Origin of the sequence: Phenylobacterium sp., from assembly GCF_013822795.1 — a bacterium.
Classification (GTDB): Bacteria; Pseudomonadota; Alphaproteobacteria; order Caulobacterales; family Caulobacteraceae; genus Phenylobacterium.
The window spans coordinates 22,146-41,497 of sequence record NZ_PNLB01000006.1; the positions used below are offsets into that span (position 1 = coordinate 22,146).

15 protein-coding genes are annotated in these 19,352 nt (G+C 67.7%); 10 read left to right on the top strand and 5 right to left on the bottom strand.

Translation table 11 applies throughout. The annotated features are described in order from the left end of the window. Window positions 1–13: 13 nt before the first annotated feature. On the bottom strand, window positions 14–946 hold the full coding sequence (locus C0481_RS06820) for an alpha-E domain-containing protein (RefSeq protein ID WP_293401970.1): 933 nt from the start codon (window positions 944–946) through the stop codon (window positions 14–16). Further along, window positions 943–2,355: a circularly permuted type 2 ATP-grasp protein gene (locus tag C0481_RS06825; protein WP_363223290.1), complete on the bottom strand. Its 1,413-nt coding sequence runs from the start codon at window positions 2,353–2,355 to the stop codon at window positions 943–945. The genes C0481_RS06820 and C0481_RS06825 overlap by 4 nt, the downstream gene beginning before the upstream one ends. Before the next feature lie 298 nt (window positions 2,356–2,653). On the opposite strand from C0481_RS06825, the gene C0481_RS06830 reads away from it, so the two are divergent. The 3 genes from C0481_RS06830 to C0481_RS06840 all read left to right on the top strand — a co-directional run bounded on the left by C0481_RS06830 (window position 2,654) and on the right by C0481_RS06840 (window position 8,984). Beyond that, window positions 2,654–4,432 (top strand): autotransporter assembly complex family protein, encoded by a 1,779-nt coding sequence (locus C0481_RS06830; protein WP_363223258.1) that lies wholly within the window; start codon window positions 2,654–2,656, stop codon window positions 4,430–4,432. Then, window positions 4,429–8,607 carry a translocation/assembly module TamB domain-containing protein gene (locus C0481_RS06835; RefSeq protein WP_293401972.1) on the top strand — a complete coding sequence of 1,393 codons (4,179 nt, stop codon included), beginning with the start codon at window positions 4,429–4,431 and terminating at the stop codon, window positions 8,605–8,607. Before C0481_RS06830 ends, C0481_RS06835 begins: the two co-directional genes overlap by 4 nt. Before the next feature lie 110 nt (window positions 8,608–8,717). Beyond that, window positions 8,718–8,984, top strand: coding sequence for a hypothetical protein (locus C0481_RS06840; RefSeq protein WP_293401974.1), 267 nt, complete (start codon window positions 8,718–8,720; stop codon window positions 8,982–8,984). Here the strand turns inward: C0481_RS06840 and phhA are convergent. Then, window positions 8,981–9,856, bottom strand: a complete 876-nt coding sequence (gene phhA, locus C0481_RS06845) for a phenylalanine 4-monooxygenase (protein WP_293401976.1) — start codon at window positions 9,854–9,856, stop codon at window positions 8,981–8,983. The genes C0481_RS06840 and phhA overlap by 4 nt on opposite strands. Window positions 9,857–9,958: 102 nt before the next feature. Beyond that, window positions 9,959–10,294 carry a heat shock protein HspQ gene (hspQ, locus tag C0481_RS06850; protein WP_293402305.1) on the bottom strand — a complete coding sequence of 112 codons (336 nt, stop codon included), beginning with the start codon at window positions 10,292–10,294 and terminating at the stop codon, window positions 9,959–9,961. A 310-nt stretch (window positions 10,295–10,604) separates the two neighbouring features. Between hspQ and C0481_RS06855 the strand changes: the two genes are divergently transcribed. Together C0481_RS06855 and C0481_RS06860 are read left to right on the top strand one after the other, a co-directional pair. Continuing rightward, complete coding sequence (locus C0481_RS06855) at window positions 10,605–11,714, top strand: Ppx/GppA phosphatase family protein (RefSeq protein WP_293402307.1); 1,110 nt, start codon at window positions 10,605–10,607, stop codon at window positions 11,712–11,714. Next, window positions 11,711–12,415, top strand: coding sequence for an RlmE family RNA methyltransferase (locus C0481_RS06860; protein WP_293401978.1), 705 nt, complete (start codon window positions 11,711–11,713; stop codon window positions 12,413–12,415). The genes C0481_RS06855 and C0481_RS06860 overlap by 4 nt, the downstream gene beginning before the upstream one ends. 6 nt (window positions 12,416–12,421) lie before the next feature. On the opposite strand, the gene C0481_RS06865 is transcribed toward C0481_RS06860, so the two are convergent. After that, window positions 12,422–13,312 carry a LysR family transcriptional regulator gene (locus tag C0481_RS06865; protein WP_293401980.1) on the bottom strand — a complete coding sequence of 297 codons (891 nt, stop codon included), beginning with the start codon at window positions 13,310–13,312 and terminating at the stop codon, window positions 12,422–12,424. A 54-nt stretch (window positions 13,313–13,366) separates the two neighbouring features. Here C0481_RS06865 and C0481_RS06870 point away from each other — a divergent pair, with 54 nt between their 5' ends. The 5 genes from C0481_RS06870 to guaA all read left to right on the top strand — a co-directional run bounded on the left by C0481_RS06870 (window position 13,367) and on the right by guaA (window position 19,351). Then, window positions 13,367–14,563 (top strand): MFS transporter, encoded by a 1,197-nt coding sequence (locus tag C0481_RS06870; RefSeq protein WP_293401982.1) that lies wholly within the window; start codon window positions 13,367–13,369, stop codon window positions 14,561–14,563. A 71-nt stretch (window positions 14,564–14,634) separates the two neighbouring features. Then, window positions 14,635–16,095, top strand: coding sequence for an IMP dehydrogenase (gene guaB, locus C0481_RS06875; RefSeq protein WP_293401984.1), 1,461 nt, complete (start codon window positions 14,635–14,637; stop codon window positions 16,093–16,095). Then, a complete protein-coding gene (locus C0481_RS06880) occupies window positions 16,095–16,490 on the top strand; it encodes an MAPEG family protein (protein WP_293401986.1) in 396 nt (131 codons plus the stop codon). The genes guaB and C0481_RS06880 overlap by 1 nt, the downstream gene beginning before the upstream one ends. A gap of 15 nt (window positions 16,491–16,505) precedes the next feature. After that, window positions 16,506–17,795 carry an RsmB/NOP family class I SAM-dependent RNA methyltransferase gene (locus C0481_RS06885; protein ID WP_293401988.1) on the top strand — a complete coding sequence of 430 codons (1,290 nt, stop codon included), beginning with the start codon at window positions 16,506–16,508 and terminating at the stop codon, window positions 17,793–17,795. Then, a complete protein-coding gene (gene guaA, locus C0481_RS06890; RefSeq protein WP_293401990.1) occupies window positions 17,792–19,351 on the top strand; it encodes a glutamine-hydrolyzing GMP synthase in 1,560 nt (519 codons plus the stop codon). Before C0481_RS06885 ends, guaA begins: the two co-directional genes overlap by 4 nt. Window position 19,352: the final 1 nt, after the last annotated feature.

Here is a 19,352-nt window from a genome sequence, read left to right on the forward strand (position 1 = left end):
GATGGGGCGGTCCCTAGGCCGGCAGCCGGGTTTCGAGGGAGTAGGCGACGAAGGTGTCGTAGATCGACTGATGGAGGGCGGCGCAGTCCTCCAGCACGCTGGAGATCAGGCCGCTGGCGCCGTCGTACTCGTCCATGTCGGCGTACTGGAGGCGTGCGCGCAGGCGTCCGGCCAGGCGCTCTGGCGGTGAGTGTCCCCCGGCATCGGCATGGCGCGCGGCCGAACTCAAATATTCTTCGATCCGGGCGGTGCAAAAGCGCATCGAGCGTGGGAACTCCTCGTCGAGCAGCAGGAATTCCAGGACCTTGCGCGGCTGCACATCGGCGGTGAACCGGCGCAGGTAAGGCTCCAGGGCACAGCTCATCCGCAGCACCCCCATCAGGGCCATGTGGTCCTCCGGTGCGCGGCGCAGGCCAAAGCAGGCCTCAAGCAGCCGCCCGATGAGCTGGGCGCGTTCCAGGTGCACGCCCAGCAGTAGGAAGCGCCAGCCCTCGCCGTGGCTCATTGTTGCGTCGGCGGCGCCCTTGAACAGGTGCAGGTCGGCGATGATGTCGTGCAGAAACGCCGAAGGGCCGTCGCCAAAGGCGCGCGGCGCCTCGGCGGCCGTGACCCGCAGGTGGAGCATGTTGAGGCGCTCCCAGGTCTCCGTCGTGATCTGGTCTCGAACCTGCCGTGCGTTCTCGCGGGCAAGCGCCAGCGAGGAGACGATCGAGCCGCCGTCGTGCCGGTCCAGCGCCAGCGCCAGGGCGAGCTGATAGGGATCGTCGGCGCGGTGCAGTTCGGTGTCCCCGACCGCCGACAGCACGATGCGCGAGACCAGCCCGGCGGCTTCGTTGCGGTCCAGGGTGGCGTTGAGCATGACGTCGCTGAGGCGGCACAGATGTTCGGCCCGTTCGACGTAGCGACCGATCCAGTAGAGACTGTCGGCCACGCGGGCGAGCATCATGGATGGGCTCCTGTCGGCGTGGATTCCAGTACCCAGGTGTCTTTGGAGCCGCCGCCCTGGCTCGAGTTGACGACCAGCGATCCCTTTTTCAGGGCCACGCGGGTGAGAGCGCCCGGCGTCACCACAATTTTCTCTCCCGAGAGGATGAAGGGGCGGAGGTCGACGTGGCGCGGCTCGATCTCGCCATCGATCAGGCAGGGCGCGGTCGAAAGCTGGATCGTCGGCTGGGCGATGTAGTTGGCAGGATCAGCGGCGATGGCCATGGCGAACGCCTCGCGCTCCTTGCGGCTTGCGTGCGGTCCGATCAGCATGCCGTAGCCGCCTGAGGCGCCCACCGCCTTGACTACAAGCTTGTCGAGATTGGCCAGCACGTGCGCGAGCTGGGTCGGCTCGCGGCAGAGATAGGTCTCGATGTTCGGCAGGATGGCGTCTTCGCCGAGATAGTAGCGGATGATCGCCGGCACGTAGGCGTAGACGGCCTTGTCGTCGGCCACGCCGGTCCCGGGCGCGTTGCAGATCACCACGTTGCCGGCCCGATAGGCGTTGAACAGGCCGGCCGAGCCCAACGCGGAATCGCGTCGGAAGGTGAGGGGATCGATGAAGTCGTCGTCGACACGGCGATAGATCACGTCGATCCGCCGCAGACCGGTCGTGGTCCGCATGTAGACCATGTTGTCGTGCACGACGAGGTCTCGGCCCTCGACCAGCGGGCAGCCCATCAGCCGCGCGAGATAGGCGTGTTCGTAGTAGGCCGAGTTGTAGACCCCAGGCGTCAGCACCACGATTTGGGGGTTGGGCCGCCAATCGGCCGCCATGCTCTTCAGCGTGGTGAGCAGCAGGTCGGGATAGCGGTCGATGGCCCGCACGCCGGCCTCACGGAATGATCCAGGGAAGGTGCGACGCGAGGCCTCGCGGTTGGCCAGCATGTAGGAGACCCCGGAAGGGACCCGCAGATTGTCTTCGAGAACCGCGTAGGCGCCGTCCGGCTGGCGGATCAGGTCCGAACCGCAGACGTTGGCGTAGGCCTCGTGCGGGACGTAGAGATTCTGCATTTCGCGCCGGTAGGACGGTGCGCCCAGCACCAGTTCGCGGGGCACGACACCATCCATCAGGATCTGCTGGGCGCCGTAGATGTCCGCGAGGAACATGTTGAGCGCGCGCAGGCGCTGGGTCAGCCCAGCCTCGATCCGTTGCCACTCGGCGGCAGGAATGATCCGCGGCAAGAGGTCGGTGGGAATGATCCGCTCGGTGCTGCTTTCGCCGCCATAGACGGTGAAGGTGATGCCTTGCAGCAGGAAGTAGCGCTCCAGCGTTCGCTGGCGCTCGGCCATTTCGGCCGCGGACAGGGTCGCGATCCGCTGATGTAGGCCGGCATAATGATCGCGCACGCCGCCGACGCTGGTCAGCATTTCGTCGTAGGGCGTCACCGGCGGCGGCACCGCCTGCGCGTCCGTGGTGCAATCAGGGTCCTGGGTCGCCACACCGTACTCCACCCGCCAGCCCTTTCCTGCGGTTCGCTGGAAAAGCTTAGGAAAGCCGGGGGCGCTTGAGGCCGGAAATCCGACCCAGCCGACGCGCCCGGCGCAGACGCCTACGAAATGAGCAGGCAGGCGCCCGCGAGGGCGGCGCCTTCGTCGATCGCTGGTGGGTGACAGGCGAGCGCGACGCGGGCTACACCGTGAGCGGGGCGCTTGTGAAAGGATTGGCGTGGGACGATTGGTCGTCGCGGTCGCCGCCTCGGCGGCCATTTGTGCGTCTGGGACGGCCAGGGCGGAGTCCCCGCGCGCGACCATCGAAGGTCAGCTCGACAGCGACCTGCGCGAGGCGATCGATCGCGCCGTCGGCGAAACCGACAAACCTGTCGCCAACCGCTTCGAGGCGCGACGCCGCGCAAACGACGCCGGGGAAGACGCCATCGCGGTGCTGCGCTCGGAAGGTTACTACGCTTACGAGGTGGATCCCGACGTCGGAGACGGCGACCCGCCCACCGCCATCATCCGTGTGACCCCAGGACCCCGCTTCACGCTCTCTGACCCGCAGATCGACTGGATCGCACCAGCCCCGATCGAGAGCGTCCAGCAGTCCGGCGAGGTGGTCATGGGCCTGGCGACCGGCGCCCCGGGCCGGGCCGTGGACGTTATCAACGCCGAAGGCCGCATCGTCGCGGCCGTGCAGAAGCGGGGCTATGCCGACGCCGCCGCCCAGCCGCGCGAGGTCATCGTCGACCACGCCGACAAGACGGTCCGCCCGACCTACAAGATCGCGGCCGGCGAACTGGTGCATCTGGGCGGGCTGAAGATCGTCGGTGAGGCGGGACGCAGTCGCAGAGGCTGGCTGGAGAGCTTGGCGCCGTGGAAGGCTGGTGAGGTCTACGACCCCGAAGACGTCGGCGAGCTTGAGCGACGGCTGCTCGACACCGGGGTCTACGATTCCGTCACTGTGTCGCTGGCCCCGAAGGACCAAGCCGAGCCGGACGGCCGGCGCCCTATCCTGTTGAGCTTGTCCGACCGCAAGCCGCGGACCCTGGAGCTCGGGGCCAGCTATTCGACGACCGAGGGCTTCGGCGCCGACGCCCGATGGACCCGCTACAACGTACTCGGCCGGGCCGATACGCTGGCGATGCTGGCGCGGGCCTCGAACATCGACAGCCGGTTGGACGCGGAGCTGACCTTGCCGCACTGGCGGCGGCCGCAGCAGTCGCTCAAGGCCGGCGGTGGAGCTTATTCGAACCGCACCGACGCTTATGACGAAACCGGCGTCGGCATTCGTGCGGACGTCACCCGACGCTTCAGGAAGACATCGTACCTCACTTTGGGCGGGTCACTCGACTACGGCTCGGTCGAGGAGAAGCAGACAATCCAGGTTTCTTCGCTGGGAGACAGGCTTCTCACAGTGGCGGGACTGGCCGCCGGCGCCCTCGACCGCTCCGACGATCCGCTGGATCCCAAGCGGGGCTGGCGTCTCGATGTCCGCGCCGAGCCCACCTACCTGATCGGCGACGAGAGCATGGCGTATCTGAAAATTCAGAGCCAAGGCACCGTCTACGTCCCGCTGGACGAGAAGGCGCGCACAGTTCTGGCCGGTCGCCTCAAGGCGGGCGCGATGATCGGCGGGAGCATTCCCGAGGTGCCGGCGTCTCGCCGTTTCTACGCCGGCGGCGGCGGCTCGGTACGCGGCTACGCCTACCAGGCCATCGGGCCGCGCGATATCGACAACACCCCCGAAGGCGGGATCTCGCTGTTGGAGACGTCGCTCGAGCTGCGACAGAAGATCGGCGAGCGCTGGGGCGTGGTGGCGTTCGTGGACGCCGGCGCCGTCGGCACCAACGAGTTCCCTACCGGCGACGACTTCAGCGTCGGGGTCGGGGTCGGCGTTCGTTACGACCTCGGCTTTGGCCCGATCCGCGCCGACATCGCCGTACCGCTCGACAAGCGTGAAGGCGACCCGTCGTTCCAGATCTATCTCAGCATCGGGCAGAGCTTTTGACCGAGACGCCGAACGAGACCGCGGAGGCGCCGGCCGCGCCGAAGAAGAAGGCGCGCCGCCGGTGGGGGCTGGCCGTGTTCGCGGTCTGCGCGTTGCTTCTGACGCTGGCCGCTGCGGCGCTTCTGGCTGGGCGGTACGGCGCGCTGTCGCCTCAAGGACGCTCGATCATCGAGACGCGGGCGAACGGCCTCAAGGTCGGCCGCTTCGGCAGGCTCTATCTGGAAGGGCTGAGCGGCGACATCTGGCGTGATTTCAGCGTCCGGCGGGTGGTCATCCGCGACCCCAAGGGCGTGTGGATCGAGGGGCGCAATCTGCGCCTGACGTGGCGTTTCACGGACCTGCTTGATCGCCGCTTCCACGCCACCAGCGTGAGCGCCGAGCACCTGATCGTCTATCGCCGCCCGGTGAGCGAGCCGAAGCGGCCATCCGAGGGCATGCCAATCGACGTGGTCATTGATCGCGCCGTCGGGCGGGTCGAACTGATGCCTGAGTTGGCGCGGACCCGCGGGGTCTACGATGTCGACGCGTCGATCGAACTCATGCGCCGCAATGGCGGACAGAAGGGGACGGTGAAGGCGGCGAGCGTGCTGCATCCGGGCGACCATCTCGACGCCCGGTTCGATTTTGGCGGCGGCCGGCCCCTGATCCTGCAGGCCGATGCGCGTGAAGCCCAGGGCGGGGCTTTGGCTGGGGCTCTCGGGCTGGCGCCCGACCAGCCCTTCCTTCTTCACGTGAACGCCAGGGGCGAGGCCTCGACAGGCCGCTTCTCGGCGCTTGCCGAAAGCGGCGCCAGCCGGCCGGTGGACGCATCCGGCGTATGGGGACCGGAAGGCGGATCAGCGCAGGGGCGCGTCGAACTCGCGGCCTCGACACATACCCAGGCGCTGGTGGCGCGGCTCGGGCCGCAGGTTCAGTTCGTGGTGACGGGGCGCAAGGCCGAGCAGGGCTTGTTCGACCTGGAGGCCGATCTGACGTCGGAGAACGTCGTCGTCACCGCGAAGGGCAAGGCGAATCTGGGCGAGCGACGCACGGGCCCAAAGGGCGTGGCGCTGACCGCTTCGGCGCGGGAACTCTCCAAGGTCACCGGCGGCCCGTCCATGGGCCTTGGGCGCGTCGACGGCGTGCTGACCGGAAGGTTGGATGATCTGCGGTTCGTCGGCGGCGCGGACGTCGCGCGCGTAAAGCTCGGTGAATACGGTCTGGATCGGGTCTCTGGGCCGTTCGAGCTGACCCGCAAGGACAAGGTCCTGGCGCTCGAAGGGCGTCTCGCCGGAGCCGGCGGGCGTGGCACGGGGCTCGCGGCGGCCCTGCTGGGCGCGCGCCCCACCGCGGTCATTGACGCCGCCAGGCTGGCGGACGGCCGCTTGATGCTTCGCAAGGTCGAGGCGACCGGTGCGGGGCTGAAGGTCGACGCCAGCGGCGGCCGCAGCCTGCTGGGCGGGCTCAATTTCAAGGGGACGGCGGCCTTCTCGAACCTGGCGGCCGCCAGGGCGGGCGCAAGCGGCGCGCTCATGGCCGATTGGTCGGCCAGCCAGGGCGGGGCCGGCAAGCCTTGGGCGCTGAGCCTCGACGCCAAGGGCGAGCGGTTCGCGTCCGGCTTCTCGGAACTCGATCGCTTGCTGGGGACAACGCCCAGCCTGCACGCCCGGGCCGATGTCGCCGGTCGCAAGGTGTCGATCACGAGCGGGGCCCTCGACGGCGCGGCGATCAACGCCACCACCGCCGGGGTGCTGGATGAGGCGGGCGCAATGCGCTTCAAGCTCGATTGGTCGGCGACCGGGCCGTTCCGGGCGGGGCCGGTCGAGATCACCGGCAAGGCTAGCGGGACCGGCGCCATCACCGGGAGGCCTTCAGCGCCGCGCGCGGACCTGCTCGCTGACATCGAGGCCATTGATCTGCCTCGACTGCCGCTGAAGGCCGCCAAACTCACCTTGAGCTTCATGCGGGGATCAGGAGGCTCCAGCGGCGTTGTCGCCCTGACAGCCGCCAGCGAGTTCGGACCGGCGGCGGCGCGCTCGGCGTTCAGTTTCCCGCGGGGCGGCGTCGACCTCTCGGATCTGTCGGTAGACGCTGGAGGGCTGACCGCCAGCGGGGCGGTGTCGCTTCGCAAGGCGACGCCCTCGGCGGCCGACCTCAAGGTGCGGGTGGTCAAGGGCGCCTTTCTCGACGGCGGAGCTTTGACGGGCGCGGTGAAGATCGTTGACGCGGCCGGCGGGCCGCGCGCCACCCTGAACCTGACGGCCAGCGATGCGGTGCTTCCGGGCTCTCGCTTTGCGGTGCGCAGCGGCGCGGTCACCGCCGATGGGCCGCTCTCGCGCTTGCCGTACCAGGCCCGGCTACAGGGCGTTTCGGCCAGCGAACGCTGGCGACTGGACGGCGCCGGGACGCTGTCGGCCGAGGACCCGGGTTATGAACTCACGTTCGGCGGCGACGGAGCTTACGGCAGGCGCAACTTGAAGACTGTCGAGCCGGCGGTTCTTCGTTTCGGCGGCGCTGAGCGCAGCGCGCGCCTGCGTCTTGCGGCCACGGACGGCGGCCGCATCGACTTGGATGCGAGCCTTAAAAAGGACGCCGCCGAGATCCGCGCTCAAGTTCAGCAACTCGGGCTCGGTCTGATCAACTCCGATCTCACTGGACGCGCCGACGGCACGCTCGTCCTGACCGGCCAGGGTGGACGGTTGGGCGGGACGCTGGAAGCCAAGCTTGACGATGCACGGGGCAGGGGCTCGCCACGCGAACAGGGCCTGGACGGCGTGCTGAAGGCGAAGCTGTCGGAGGACACGCTCGAACTCGACGCGGCCGTCACCAACGAGCATGGGCTGCGGGCGAACGCCCAGGTCGTACTGCCGGCCGAGACCAGCGCCAGCCCGTTCCGGATCGCCATCGCCCGCACGCGGCCGATGCGCGGAACGTTCCTCGCCGACGGTGAGATCAAGCCGCTGTGGGACCTGCTGGTCGGCGGCGAGCGGGAGCTGGCTGGCCACGTGCAGATGCAAGGCACGCTCAGTGGGACGTTGGCCGATCCACGCGCCGTTGGTCAGGCCGAGGTCGACAAGGGGCGCTTCTCCGACGGCGCCACTGGCCTAGTTCTCACCGACGTTACGCTGCGTGCGAGCCTCGCCGACAACGCGGTGAACATCGTCCAAGCGACTGGGGCGGACGGGCACGGCGGCTCGCTGGCCGGCTCGGGCCGGCTCAGCCTGCTGCGCAACGGGGCGTCGACCTTCAAGCTGGACCTCAAGAACTTCCGGCTGATCGACAACGATCTGGCGACCGCCTCGGCGTCTGGGCAGGCGACTCTCGACCGGGCGGCGGACGGCAAGGTGCGTCTGGCCGGGGATCTCACCATCGATCGCGCCGACGTCGCCGCCAAGCTCACCGGCAGCTCTGGCGTGGTGAACATGGACGTCATCGAGATCAACAAGCCAGCCGATGTCTCCGGTTCGTTGCAGCCGGTGGAGCGTCGCGGGCTGGCGATGACGCTGGACGTCACGCTCAAGGCTCCGCGCCGGATCTATCTGCGTGGCAAGGGGCTGGACGTCGAGCTGTCGCTGGACGCCAAGGTCGGCGGCACCACGGCGCGACCGTCGCTGTCGGGCACGGCGCGTGTCGTGCGCGGCGAATATGACTTCGCCGGCAAGCGTTTTGAGTTCGACGACCGGGGCGTGGTCTATTTGGCGACCTCGCCGCAGGCGATCCGCCTCGATCTTTCGGCGACGCGCGACGATCCTTCGCTGACCGCCGTGGTGCGGATCCGCGGCACGGCGGCCAAGCCGGAGATCACGCTGACCTCGGTGCCGACCTTGCCCAATGACGAGGTCCTGTCGCAGGTGCTGTTCGGGCGTTCGGCGTCTCAGCTCTCGCCGCTCGAGGCCGCGCAGCTGGCCTCAGCCCTGTCGTCGCTCGCTGGCGGCGGCGGCTTCGACGTGGTCGGCAACCTGCGCACCTTCGCCGGCCTCGATCGGCTGTCGCTGGCGGGGGGCGATGAGTCCGGGGTCACGGTCTCGGGCGGCAAGTACCTGACCGACGACGTCTACCTGGAGATCACCGGGGGCGGGCGCGACGGTCCGTCGGCGCAGGTGGAGTGGCGACTCGGGCGCAATCTGTCCATCCTCTCGAAGCTCGCCAGCCAGGGGGATGGCAAGCTCGCCGTTCGTTGGCGCAAGGACTACTGACGATGCGACGGCTCATTGCGGCTCTGTTGACGCCCTTGTTGTTGAGCGCCTGCGAGAAGCCGCTTACCGCCCCGAGCAACCCGGGGGTGTGCTGGCGCATGGTGGAGGGCATGAACGGTAAGCCGGACTTCCGCCCGATCGCGCCGAACATCGACACGCTCGAGAACTGCGCCGTCCGGCTCGAGGGCATGCGGATGACGAGCGGTCTGCCGATGACAGGCGCCTTTCAAGGCCGCTTCATCTACGTCACCGACGAGGAGATCGGCGCAGCCTCCGGCCCCAAGGCCCAGCGCTACCGCGTGTTCACGCCGGCCCAGCGGGCGGAGATCCAGAAGGGCATCCAGACGCTGCTGGATCGTGAGAAGGCCGGCGGCTAGCCGGCCGCTAGCCGACCGCCGCGCTGGGCGTAGGTCTGCGTGCCGCAGGTGAAGATGCGGTCGCCCGGGGACATCGTATCGATTGCGATGTCCGGCTGACCTTCCAGTCGTGCGTAGATGGCCGAGAAGTCGGCCAGCGTGGATTCTCGCAAGGCCCTCAGCGATGGAATGACGAAGTAAACCTGCTGGAAGTCGTCGATCCGATAGGGCGTGCGCATCACCCGTTCGAGGTCGAAGCCGATCCGGTTGGGGGAGGGATCGTCGAGCGCAAAAATCGATTCCGCGCGGCTCGAGACGATGCCGGCTCCATAGATCCTCAGGCCCTGCGGGGTCTCCATCAGCCCAAACTCGACCGTGTACCAGTAGAGGCGCGCCAGATTGTGTAACTGGCCGCGGCCGAGCGCGCGCAAGCCGCCCTCGCCATAGGCTTGCATGTAGTCGGCGAAGATCGGGTCGGTCAGCATCGGCACATGGCCGAACACGTCATGGAACACGTCGGGCTCTTGGAGATAGTCGAGCTCGTGCGGCTGCCGGATGAAGCGTCCCGCCGGGAAGCGGCGGTTGGCCAGGTGATCGAAGAAGATCGCGTCAGGCACCAGGCCGGGCACGGCGACCACCGACCAGCCGGTCAGTTTGCGCAGTTCCTCATTGATGCGTTCAAACTCGGGAATACCGCCGCGATGTAGGTCCAGAGCGTCCAGACCCTTCAGGAAGGCGTCGCAGGCGCGGCCGGGCAACAGCTGGGACTGGCGCTCATAGAGCGTCATCCAGACCTGGTGCTCAGCCTGGCTGTAGCTCGCCCAGTCCTGATCGATGGTCCAATCGGCCCGGGCTCCGGGCGGCGGGGTGGTGTTGATACCGTCTGCGCTCATGGCGGTAGAATGAGCGCGTCGCCCGGAAACTTCCGTTCGAACTGTGCCTGAAAATCAGGGTTCGGCGGATAAAGATTGCGTCGGAGCGCCCTTGCCGGGTCGTTAGTGGCTGATCCGCGGGCGCAGCACGTAGTGGCCTTGTTCGAAGGATTCGAAGATCAGCGCAGCTTGCGGGTGCCCGACCGGTTCGCCGCTGTCGTCGGGCATAAGGTTCTGTTCCGAGACATAGGCGACGTAGGCGTTCTCGTCGTTTTCAGCCAGCAGGTGGTAGAACGGCTGATCCTTGCGGGGGCGGATTTCCTCGGGGATCGACAGCCACCACTGCTCGGTGTTGGCGAACGTCGGATCGACGTCGAAGATCACGCCGCGGAACGGGTAGTGCCGATGGCGGACGACCTGTCCGATGGCGTACTTGGCCAGACGTGCTTCGGTGAGCACCGTCGGGGGCGCCACCAAGTCTCGTCCGCTTTTTTCGATTCGAGCGTCCATAAAACCGACTCTAGACCCCGGCGCCTAACTGGGAGGTGAACGTACTGCTCATCGTTCGCCGCGCAAGTGCGCGCCTTCCGAGAGGCGAACCGCCTTGCTACAGTCGCCTGTGAAACGAGGCGTCGGCGTCGGCGCCTGCTAGGGACGGATGTCGGTCCATGAGGGTGGCGCTGTTGAGCACGTTCGGGCCGAACGTGTTCCAAGGCCTTGAAGCGCAAGCGTTTTGGTCGCCGTTCCGGTGACCGCGACGCTTGATCGGATAGCGGAGGGCGCAGCCCGCAAGGGCCCAGTCGCGTCGTCGGCGGATTCGCAGTGCTATGGCGCGCTCGATCTGGGTACGAACAATTGCCGCCTGCTCATCGCAACCCCTATGGGGCGAGGATTTCGCGTCGTAGAGGCGTATTCGAGGATTGTTCGCCTCGGCGAGGGGCTGTCGCAGACGGGGCGACTATCTGACGCAGCCATGGAGCGCGCCCTGGCCGCTCTCAAGGTCAGCGCCGAAAAGGTTCGTCGCCGCAAGGTGATCAAGCTCAAGGCGATCGCCACCCAGGCCTGCCGCGCCGCCGAGAACGGCAAGGAGTTCGTCGCTCGCGTCGCCGCTGAAACCGGGCTGAACCTGCAGATCATCACCCCGCGCGAGGAAGCGCATCTGTCGGTGGCGGGATGCCTGAACCTGCTCGACCGCCAGGCGCAGGCGGCGCTAGTGGTCGACGTCGGCGGCGGATCGACGGAGCTCTCCTGGGTCGACCTGACCGCCGGCGGCCTGGAGACCGAGCTCGGGAAGTTTTCGGCCTCGCAGCTGCCGATCAAGGCGTGGCTGTCGATTCCCATCGGCGTCGTCACCTTGGCGGAGCGATTCCCGGAGGGGGAGCGTGCGACCGAGGCGTGGTTCCGGGCCATGGTTGACGCGGTGAAGGGGGAGCTTGCCGAGTTCCGGCACGCCGACGACCTGCGGCCGGTGTTCGACGCCGGCGCGGCCCATCTGGTCGGCACCTCCGGGGCGATCACCAGCCTGGCGGGGATGCACCTGGGCCTTCGCCGCTATGACCGCAGCGTCGTCGACGGGATCTGGATGAGCCGGACGCAGTGCGACGCCGCCGCCCAGATGCTGTTGCAACTGAGCCCGCAGGAGCGCGCGGGCCAGCCCTGCATTGGGCCCGACCGCGCAGATCTGGTGTTGGCCGGCGCTGCAATTCTCCAAGCGGTGCAGGAACTGTGGCCCTGCACGCGGGTCCGCGTCGCCGATCGCGGTCTGCGCGAAGGCATCCTGATGTCGCTGATGTCGGGGGCCGGAAAGCGCAAACGTCGTCGTCGGCGGCGGCGCGGGCGTGGATCGGGCGCCGGTTCCGCTGTAAACGCCTCGGAATGAGCGAACCTCCCCGCAAGCGTATGGTCAAGCCGCCGTCAGGCGGACTGGAAGAGGGCCGGGGCAAGCCTGCCCGCCTGAAGACAGCAAAGGACCGCACGCCTTCGCAGCAGGCCTGGCTGAACCGTCAGATCAACGACCCCTTCTCGGCTAAGGCCCGGGCGCATGGCTATCGCAGCCGCGCGGCCTACAAGATGACCGAGCTCGACGACCGGCTGAAGCTGTTGAAGCCGGGGGCGCGGGTCATCGACCTGGGCCTCGCGCCGGGCGGTTGGACTCAGGTGGCCATCGAGCGCGGCGTCACCAACATCGTCGGGGTCGACCTGCTCCCCGTCGACCCGCTGCCGCCGGCCCACATCCTGGAAATGGACTTCACCGATCCAGAGTGCGGCCCCAAGCTCATCGAACTACTGGGCGGCCTGCCAGACGTGGTGCTGTCGGACATGGCGCCCAATACGGTCGGTCACAAGCGCACCGACCACTTGCGGATCATGGGCCTGATCGAGGCCGCCGCCGATTTTGCGATCAGCGTCCTGCGGCCCGGTGGAGCGTTTGTCGCCAAGGCGTTCCAGGGGGGCGAGACGGCCGATGTGATCGCCAATCTCAAGCGCCACTTCACCGACGTCAGGAACATCAAGCCCAAGGCCAGCCGGGCCGACAGCTCCGAGGTCTATCTCGTGGCCACGGGCTTTAAGGGGAACTGAGGGCGCTCAGTTGGGCGGGGGCGTCGTCTTGGCGCCCTCCGCAATCAACCAAGCCCTGAACTGATCCAGCGCCCTGCTGCTGACGCCCGGCGCGGCGAGCAGCGCAAAGGCGCTTTCGGCCTTCCGAAACCCGAACGGCGCGACGAGGCGGCCGGCGCGAACGTAGTCGGCCACCAACGGCCAGGGCATCACCGCCACGCCCAGGCCGGCGATTGCAGCGTCCAGCGCAAAGTGCAGATGGGCGAACGGCTGCTCAGGGCCCGGCGGCAACTCGACCCCGGCCAAGGCCGCCCAGATCGCCCAGCCTTGCGGATGCGTCTGCGCCATCAGCCGCGGCGCCTTCAGCGCGTCGGCGCTGAAGCGTTCGGCCAGCCCGGGCGACATCACGACGCCGAGGTGGCTCTGAATGAGCGAAGTCGCCCCGGCCTCAGCCAGCCGGCTGCTTGGCACGATACGCACCACCGCATGGGCGCCGCGATACGAGGTGGCGTGCGACGGCAGTTCGGCGAGCTGCAGGTTCACGTTCGGATGCGCAGTGGTAAAGCCGCCGAGCCTTGGAATAAGCCACTTCACGGAGACGCTGGCATTGACCGCAATGAGCAGGTCTTCGCCGCCGGATCGCACGTGACGCACCGCCTGGGCGATCTGATCGAATGCGCCGGTGAGTGCAGGCAAGAGATCGCGGCCAGCCTGGGTCAGCTCTAGCCGATGCTTCGGGCCGGTGAACAGCCGAACGCCCAGCGCTTCTTCAAGCGCCTTGACCTGCCGGCTCACCGCGCTGTGGGTGACGTGCAGCTCCTCGGCCGCCAGCGTGGCGCGGCCGGTCCGCGCCATAGCCTCGAACGCCCGAAGTGCGTTGAGCGACGGCATGGCGCTGGATGTGAGATTTTCGAACATTTAGCGTCAAATATATCGTTTTCCTCAAAGCGCCAATTGCCTCAGAAGCTCGCCATGTCAGGAGAGCCCACCCAGTCGCGACCGCCTAAGTTGCTTGTCACGCTGGTCCTGGGCCTGAGCCAAATCGTCGCCTTCGCTTCGAGCTACTATTTGATGGGAGCTCTGGGCGATCCGATTGCCGATGACCTCCGCCTCGCGCCGACCCTCATATTCGCCCTGACATCTGCGTCTCTTGCGGTGTCGCCACTGCTCTCGACCGCCGCCGGTCGTTGGATCGACCGCAGCGGCGGCAAGGTCGTGCTGCTCGTCTCGAACGTGATCTTTGCCCTCGCGCTGTTGCTCCTGGCCGCGGCTCCGAACGTCGTCGGATTCGGCGTGGGCATGGCCGCGTTGGGGCTCGGCATGACCATCGGAATGTACGGCACGCCGTTCGCCATTCTGGTGGCGCTCTATGGCGAGGAGGCGCGGCGGCCGATCACGGGCGTGGCCGTGCTCGGCGGCTTGGGTTCGGCCGTCGGTTGGCCGGTGACCGCCTGGTTGGCCGAGACCTGGGGATGGCGCGGCGCTTGCCTGGCATGGGCGGCGGCGCATCTGCTGATCTGCCTGCCGCTGGTCGCCTTGGTCACGCCGCGAGTGGTTCCTGACGCCCGGCATTCTGCTGACCAGCCCTCCCAACCCGTGGTCTGGGACCGCCGGATGGTTCAGCTCGCGACGATCTTCGCCTGCGCCTGGTTCATCTCCAGCGCTATGGCCAGCCACCTGCCGCGGCTGCTGGCCGGTTTCGGCCTGACGCCTGCGCATGCGGCGGCGGTCGCCGGCCTTGTAGGGTTCGCGGCCGTCGGCGTGCGATTGGCCGAGTTTACGATCCTGCGACGTGTGCCGATCCTGCTCTCGACGCGACTGGCGACGCTGCTGCATCCGATGGGCGCGGCGTCGCTCGCCGGTATCGGCGCCAGCGCCGCGCCATTGCTGGCCTTGGGGCAGGGCGGCGGCAACGGCATGATCACGGTCGCCAAGGGCGTGCTGCCGCTCAACCTCTTCGGACCTGCGAATTACGGCTATCGCTTGGCTTTGCTGTCACGCCCCGCGCTGGTGCTGCAGGTCGGCGGCCCTGCGTTCTACGGCATGGCGCTAGCAGAGTCGCCGAGGGCCGCGCTGGCGCTGTCATCGGGCCTCTGCCTGGTCATGTTCGCCATGACTTTCGGCCTTCAGAACCGTTCCCAACCCCAAAAGGAGCACGCTGCGGCATGATTACGCTCGATCCGGCCCTTGCCGGGAGCGCCCGAGAGGGCTTATACGCGGCTCGCAAAATGGAGCCTTACATGGACATTCGCGAAGGTCTCACCTTCGACGACGTTTTGCTGGAACCGGGCGCATCCGATGTGATGCCAACCCAGGTGGACACCGCCACCAAGTTCACTCGCGAAATCAGTCTCAACATCCCCCTCGTGTCCTCCGCCATGGACACGGTCACCGAAAGCCGCCTGGCCATCGCCATGGCCCAGGCCGGCGGTCTGGGCGTGCTGCACCGGAACCTCACGGTCGAGGAGCAGGCCGATCAGGTCCGGGAGGTGAAGCGCTATGAGAGCGGGATGGTCATCAACCCGCTGACCATCCATCCGGAGACCACGCTGCGCGAGGTCCGCGAGATCAAGGCGCGCCGTAAGATCTCGGGCTTCCCGGTCGTCGAGCCTGGCACCGGCAAGCTGGTCGGCATCCTGACCAACCGCGACATGCGGTTCGAAGGCCGCGACGACATCCCGGCCAAGGAGCTGATGACCAAGGACAACCTGATCGTTGTCCGCCAGGGCGTCAGCCAGGCCGAGGCGCGCGAGCTGCTGCGCAAGCACAAGATCGAACGCCTGATCGTCGTCGATGACGACTATCACGCGGTCGGCCTGATCACGGTCAAGGACATGGAGAAGGCCCAGGCCTATCCGTCCGCCGCCAAGGACGCCCAAGGGCGTCTGCTGGTCGGCGCGGCCTCGACGGTCGGCGACGCCGGCTACGAGCGCTCGATGGCGCTGGTCGACGCCGGCGTGGACGTGGTGGTGATCGACACCGCCCACGGCCACAACGCCGACGTTTCCAAGGCCGTCGGCCGCTTGAAGCGCGAAACCAACCGCGTGCAGATCGTCGCCGGTAACGTCGCCACCTACGAAGGCGCACGTGCTCTGATCGACGCCGGCGCCGACGCTGTGAAGGTCGGCATCGGTCCAGGCTCGATCTGCACCACCCGTATCGTCGCGGGCGTGGGCGTGCCGCAGCTGACCGCCATCGCCGACGCCGTCCGCGCCGCCAAGGGTACGGATGTGCCGGTCATCGCCGACGGCGGCATCAAGTACTCGGGCGATCTGGCCAAGGCTTTGGCCATGGGCGCCCAGGTGGCGATGATGGGCTCGGCGTTCGCCGGCACCGACGAGGCGCCGGGCGAGGTGTTCCTCTACCAGGGCCGGTCCTACAAGGCCTATCGCGGGATGGGATCGCTGGGTGCGATGGCCAACGGCTCGGCCGACCGCTACTTCCAGAAGGAAGTCTCGGCGCTGAAGCTGGTGCCGGAAGGCATCGAGGGCCAAGTCGCCTACAAGGGCCCGATCGGGGCCATCCTGCACCAGATGGTCGGCGGCCTGCGGGCGGCCATGGGCTATGTGGGCGCCGGCGACCTCGAGACCTTCCGTAACAAGGCGCGGTTTATCCGCATCACCGGCGCGGGGCTCCGCGAGAGCCACGTCCACGACGTGATGATGACCCGCGAGTCGCCGAACTATACGAGCCCGGTCTGATGACCATGGCCGTCGAACTGAAGCTGCTGGGGGTGGCCGTGATCATCGGCGTCGTCCAGTTGCTCTGGGCGGCGGTCGCGGCTCGGGGCCAGCAAGGCCTGGAATGGGGCAGGGGCCCGCGTGACGAGCCCCGGCCGCTTTCCGGAAACGCCGCGCGGCTGGAGCGTTCGTTCTCCAACTTCATGGAGACGTTTCCGCTTCACGCTGCGGCGGTGGTCGTGGCGTACCTCGCGGCTAGGCTTGGCGATCTGACGATGTGGGGCTCGCTGCTCTATGTCGTCGCCCGCGCCCTGCATCCGGTCGCCTACATCCTCGCCGTTCCCTTCGTGCGCAGCCTGGTCTGGTTCGTTGGGTTCGGCGGCACTTTGGCGGTCGTGGCCGCCATCTTCCTCTGACTATGAGAACAGCCCTTGCGTGACGGCGGACGCCTCTCCGCAGCCATCGAGATCCTCACCGACGTCGAGACGCGCCACCGGCCTGTGAAGCTGGCGCTGAAGGCGTGGGGGGATGCGTCTCGTTTTGCTGGATCGAAGGACCGGGCCTGGATCTCCGGGCTGGTGCTCGACGTCCTGCGCCGCCGCCGGTCGCTGGGCTGGCGGATGGGTGACGACAGCCCGCGGGCCGCAGCCTTCTGCGCCTTGCACGTGCTGTGGAACTGGCCGGTGGAGCGGATCGCCGAAGCGGCTGGCGATGCGCCGCACGGGCCGGGGCCGCTCAGCGAAGCCGAGCGCGCCGCCCTGGTCCAGCCACGCGATCTGGCCGATGCGCCGCCGTCGATCCGCGGCGACTATCCCGAGTGGCTGCAGCCGTCGTTCTCGCGGGCGTTTGGCCACGAGGCGGCCCTGGAAGGCGCGATGCTCTCCGAGCGCGCGCCGGTCGACCTGCGGGTCAACACCTTGAAGACCGACGCCGAGCAGGCGCTGAAGGCCTTGGCGCCGCTGAACGCCGAGCCGACCGGTGTGCTGCCGAACGCCTTGCGTATCGCAGCCCCTGATCCAAGCCAGCGCAGCCAGTCGCTGGAAGCCGTTCCAGCCTTCTCCAAGGGCTGGTTCGAAGTCCAGGACCTGGCCTCGCAGATCGCCGCGCAGGCTGCTGGCGACATTGCGGGCAAGCAGGTGCTCGACCTCTGCGCTGGGGGCGGGGGCAAGACCCTGGCCCTGGCCGCGGCGATGGCCAACAAGGGGCAGATCTACGCCTATGACAGCGAGGCGCGTCGGCTGGCCGATACGGTTCGCCGCTCCGAGCGCGCGGGCGTGCGCAACCTGCAGGTTCGCTCGCCGATCTATCCGGACGCCCTGAAGGGCCTCGACGGCAAGATCGATGTCGTCTTCATCGATGCGCCTTGCACCGGCACGGGCGCTTGGCGCCGGCACCCCGACACCAAGTGGCGGCTGAAGCCGGCGACCCTGGCCCAGCGCACGGCCGACCAGGACGCGGTGCTCGATCACGGCGTCCAGTTCGTGAAGCCGGGCGGACGGATCGTCTACGTCACCTGTTCGGTGCTGCCCGAGGAGGACGAGGACCGCGTCGCGGCCTTCCTCGAGCGCTGGATGGACTTCCGGGTGATCCCGGCCACCGCCAATCCGCACCTCGTATCCAATCTCACGGCGGAGGGTTTCCTTCGCCTTTCGCCCCGCAGCTCGGCCACCGACGGCTTCTTCGTCGCCGTGCTTGAGCGCGCCAAATGGACCCCGCAATGACCCAATCCGCCCACGAGAAAGTCCTGATCGTCGATTTCGGCAGCCAGGTGACCCAGCTCATCGCCCGCCGGGTGCGCGAGAGCGGCGTCTATTGCGAGATCCATCCCTTCGACAAGATCGACGACGTGCTCGGGGGCTTCTCGCCGAAGGCGGTGATCCTGTCTGGCGGCCCGGCCAGCGTGCACGAGGACGAAAGCCCGGCGGTGACCAAGAAGGTCTTCGAGCTGGGCGTGCCGGTGCTGGGCATTTGCTACGGCGAGCAGACCATGTGCGCCGAGCTGGGCGGCCGGGTCGAGCCGGGCACCACCCGCGAGTTCGGCCGCGCCGAGATCGAAATCGTCAAGGAAAGCCCGCTGCTGGACGGGTTCGGCGGCGTCGGCCATCGCGAAACCGTCTGGATGAGCCACGGCGACAAGGTCACGGCCCTGCCGATGGGCTTCGAGGCGGTTGCGGTGTCGGAGGGCTCGCCCTTCGCGGTGATCGCCGACGAAGGCCGCCGCTATTACGGCATCCAGTTCCATCCGGAAGTGGCGCACACGCCGCGCGGCGCGCTGATGCTCCGCAACTTCACCCACAAGATCGCCGGGCTGAAGGGCGACTGGACCATGGCGGCGTTCCGCCAGGAGATGGTTCAGAAGATCCGCGACCAGGTGGGCGAGGGCAAGGTGATCTGCGGCCTCTCGGGCGGCGTAGACTCCTCGGTGGCCGCGGTTCTGATCCACGAAGCGATCGGCGATCAGCTGACCTGCGTGTTCGTCGACACCGGTCTGCTGCGCAAGGATGAGGCCACGCAGGTCGTGACCATGTTCCGCGACCACTACAACATTCCGCTCGTGCACGTTGACGCCGGTGATCTTTTCCTCGGCGAGCTGGCCGGGGTCTCGGACCCCGAGACCAAGCGCAAGACGATCGGCCGCCTGTTCATCGACGTCTTCGATAAGGAAGCGGCCAAGATCGACGGGGCCAACTTCCTCGCCCAGGGCACGCTTTATCCCGACGTGATCGAAAGCGTCTCGGCGCGCGGCGGCCCGTCGGCGGTGATCAAGAGCCACCACAATGTCGGCGGTCTGCCCGACTACATGAAGCTCAAGCTGGTCGAGCCGCTGCGCGAACTGTTCAAGGACGAGGTGCGGGTGCTCGGCGTCGAGCTGGGCCTGCCGCCGCAGTTCGTCGGCCGCCATCCGTTCCCCGGCCCGGGTTTGGCCATCCGCATTCCGGGCGAGATCACCCGGGAAAAGGTCGCCGTTCTGCAGCAGGCCGACGCCATCTATCTCGACGAAATCCGCAAGGCTGGGCTCTACGACAGCATCTGGCAGGCGTTCGCCGTATTGCTGCCGGTTAAGACGGTAGGGGTGATGGGCGACGCCCGTACCTACGAGGACGTTCTGGCCCTGCGGGCCGTCACCTCAACCGACGGGATGACGGCGGACTTCTTTGAATTTCCTTGGGAAGTTCTCGGCCGCTGCGCCACGCGGATCATCAACGAGGTCCGCGGCGTCAACCGCGTCGTCTATGACGTGACGTCGAAGCCGCCCGGCACGATCGAGTGGGAATAGC